Annotated in this window: 3 protein-coding genes and 1 pseudogene; 2 read left to right on the top strand and 2 right to left on the bottom strand. The window is 51.7% G+C overall.

What is annotated here, in order from left to right; all coding sequences use genetic code 11:
- Positions 1–878: LysR family transcriptional regulator (locus tag ABF859_RS15515; RefSeq protein ID WP_415528527.1), on the top strand; the 878-nt coding region annotated here is incomplete at its 5' end.
- 82 nt (positions 879–960) lie between these two features.
- Here the strand turns inward: ABF859_RS15515 and ABF859_RS15510 are convergent.
- Positions 961–1,266 carry a CerR family C-terminal domain-containing protein gene (locus ABF859_RS15510; protein WP_415516277.1) on the bottom strand — a complete coding sequence of 102 codons (306 nt, stop codon included), beginning with the start codon at positions 1,264–1,266 and terminating at the stop codon, positions 961–963.
- Between the two features lie 43 nt (positions 1,267–1,309).
- Positions 1,310–1,708: pseudogene (locus ABF859_RS15505) on the bottom strand (transposase); the annotation flags it as partial.
- Between the two features lie 177 nt (positions 1,709–1,885).
- Here ABF859_RS15505 and ABF859_RS15500 point away from each other — a divergent pair.
- Positions 1,886–2,149: a hypothetical protein gene (locus ABF859_RS15500; protein ID WP_415516276.1), complete on the top strand. Its 264-nt coding sequence runs from the start codon at positions 1,886–1,888 to the stop codon at positions 2,147–2,149.
- Positions 2,150–2,368 lie beyond the last annotated feature (219 nt).

The following is a 2,368-nucleotide window of genomic DNA, read 5'->3' as shown; positions in this document are numbered from 1 at the left end:
TTGGGCCTTTGGAGGCCTTCGTACAGGCCGCAGAAACAAGTAGCTTCAAGGAAGCTGGGCGGCGGATGGGTCTCTCCTCCTCGGCGATTGGTCGAACGATTGCCAAGCTGGAACAGGAATTGGGCGTGCGCCTCTTTCATCGTTCGACACGTGCTATTGCCCTCACAGCGGAAGGGCAGAAATTTCTTGTGCACTGCTATCAGATTTTCGCAGAGTTCGAGGCGGCCCGAGAGGAACTGAGCAAGGCTACGGTGGAGCCTAAAGGACGTCTACGCGTCGGCTTTCCAAATCTGGGAGTTGAGTTGATGTCTCATATCGTTGCATTCCAGAAACATTTTCCTGAAATCGAACTGGATCTTGATTTCAGTGATCGTCTGGTCAACCTGGTTGAAGAGGGGTTTGATGCTGTCATGCGCATAGGTGCTGTTGATGACTCGCGTCTTATGATGCGAAAACTTAACGGGTTTCACCACAGGCTCGTAGCCGCGCCAGACTATATCGTCCAGCGAGGGCTGCCGGTCAGTCCTGATGATCTTCGGGCGCATCTTTGTTTGAGATACCGCTATCCCAGCAGCGGAAAGCTGGCTCCCTGGCCTTTTCTGATTGAGGGGGAACTGATCCGCCCCGAGCTGCCAACATCTTCAGTTTCCAATAATATCAACTCTTTACTGAGCCTGGTAGAGGAGGGGCTGGGCATTGGTCTGCTTCCGGATTTCATGGTTCAAGAGAGGGTTAAGGCAGAGCGGCTTGTCCCGGTTCTGGACAGCTACATTCACGATAAAAGAGACGTCTGTATCCTCTGGCCTTCCAGCAGGCAGTCCCTCCCCAAGATCCGGGCTTTTGTTGGGTTTATGGCGGAGCGTCTCGGAGCTGGATAGCACTGAATTAAATTACAATGAACGTTTGCGTTCATGCCACAAGCGTCAGGAAAGAATATATGCATCATCTGTAGAATGTCACTCAAACACTAAAATCAGACGCACCAGATGCGGAAGAGGGCCGTTTTGTCATTTGCGAGTCATGAGAAAGAATGGTGCGTGTTTGTTCCCTCAGAATTGCCTGAAGCAACTCCAGTCTTCCTTCTGAAAAATCAGGCCAGCCGAGTCTTTGAAGCGTTAAATCCCGGCCACTGTGAAAAGGATGAGCCTGTCCGATAATCGCGATCGTCTTGATGATCACTGGCATATCGGTGGGCTCTTTTCCCAAAGCGATCGCGACAAGGCGTCGACAATGCGCATGAAACTCAAATCCTACGGCCCGGTTCAAAACGGGATCTGACGGTCCAATGTCATTATTGCTTTGATATCGAGCCAGAAATGCCGCCGCTTTCCGTAGTTTTTACCGACTGGCTGTCAATCACGCCCGCGCTCGGGGAGGCTTCGCGTCCTTCGATCTCCCGCAGGTTCATGACCAGCACCGTGTTCATGCCCTCGAACAGCCCGGCATCACGCCACGCATAGAAGTAACGCCGGACGGTCGAAACCGGTGGAAAGCATTCCGGCAGCAGACGCCATGCGCAGCCGCCCGAGGCAATATAGAGCATCGCATTCACGACCTCGCGCATATCCGTCGTGCGCGGTTGTCCGCCCCGTTTCGCCAGCGGCACGAACGGCATAATCAAAGTCCAATCGGCATCCGTCATATCCGATGGATATCGCAATCCCTCCCGGCTATGTTCGCGTCGGGCAATACCAGTCCATGCCACCATTCACTCCATCTCTTTGCAAAGACGGATGAATCACAACACGCTGGTATTGTTCAAAAACTTTCGGATCAGGCTCTAAAAAAGGTTCCCACCGGCGTATTGGCTAATCTGGCGATAACGTCGTGCCCTTCTTCGCAAGCATCAGACGTTGCTTCGTCCAGATCGCAAATGACGAGCGACATGCTGGTCTCCTCCCTCTATTGGGGGCGGTATAACGACACATTGTCTCTTCTCATTAAGCTCGGCTTGAAATGTGCAGGAACTTCATATTTCCTTTTATTGCTTTCCGGTTGTGCAGGTGCTCACCTGAAAGATGTCAAGGAACTGGCTGATACTCAACCTGTGGCGCCGCTTGCAATTATGGTAACAAGTAACGTCCCCGAAAACAGCAAGAACAAGAAGCGTCTCGTGGTTAATGTCCATGCTATTTCTGATGGCCTATAAAATTTCTAAAAAAGAAGAATATCGAAGCTCATCCCGTCGATGCGGAGACATACCAGGTGCACCCCGGCGGCCAGGAACTTGCGCTCCTCATTAATATCGATCGACTTGATCCTGGAAACCCTTGGGAAAGCAATATTATTGGATTATGCTGGGGAAAAAGTCGACTAGCAACTGTGTTTAAGCGGCGGAGCTAATGCGCCATGGCAGGCCTGTTTTGAG

The organism is Gluconobacter sp., assembly GCF_047722525.1.
Taxonomy (GTDB): Bacteria; Pseudomonadota; Alphaproteobacteria; order Acetobacterales; family Acetobacteraceae; genus Gluconobacter.
This window is presented reverse-complemented; position numbering and strand designations above follow the sequence as displayed.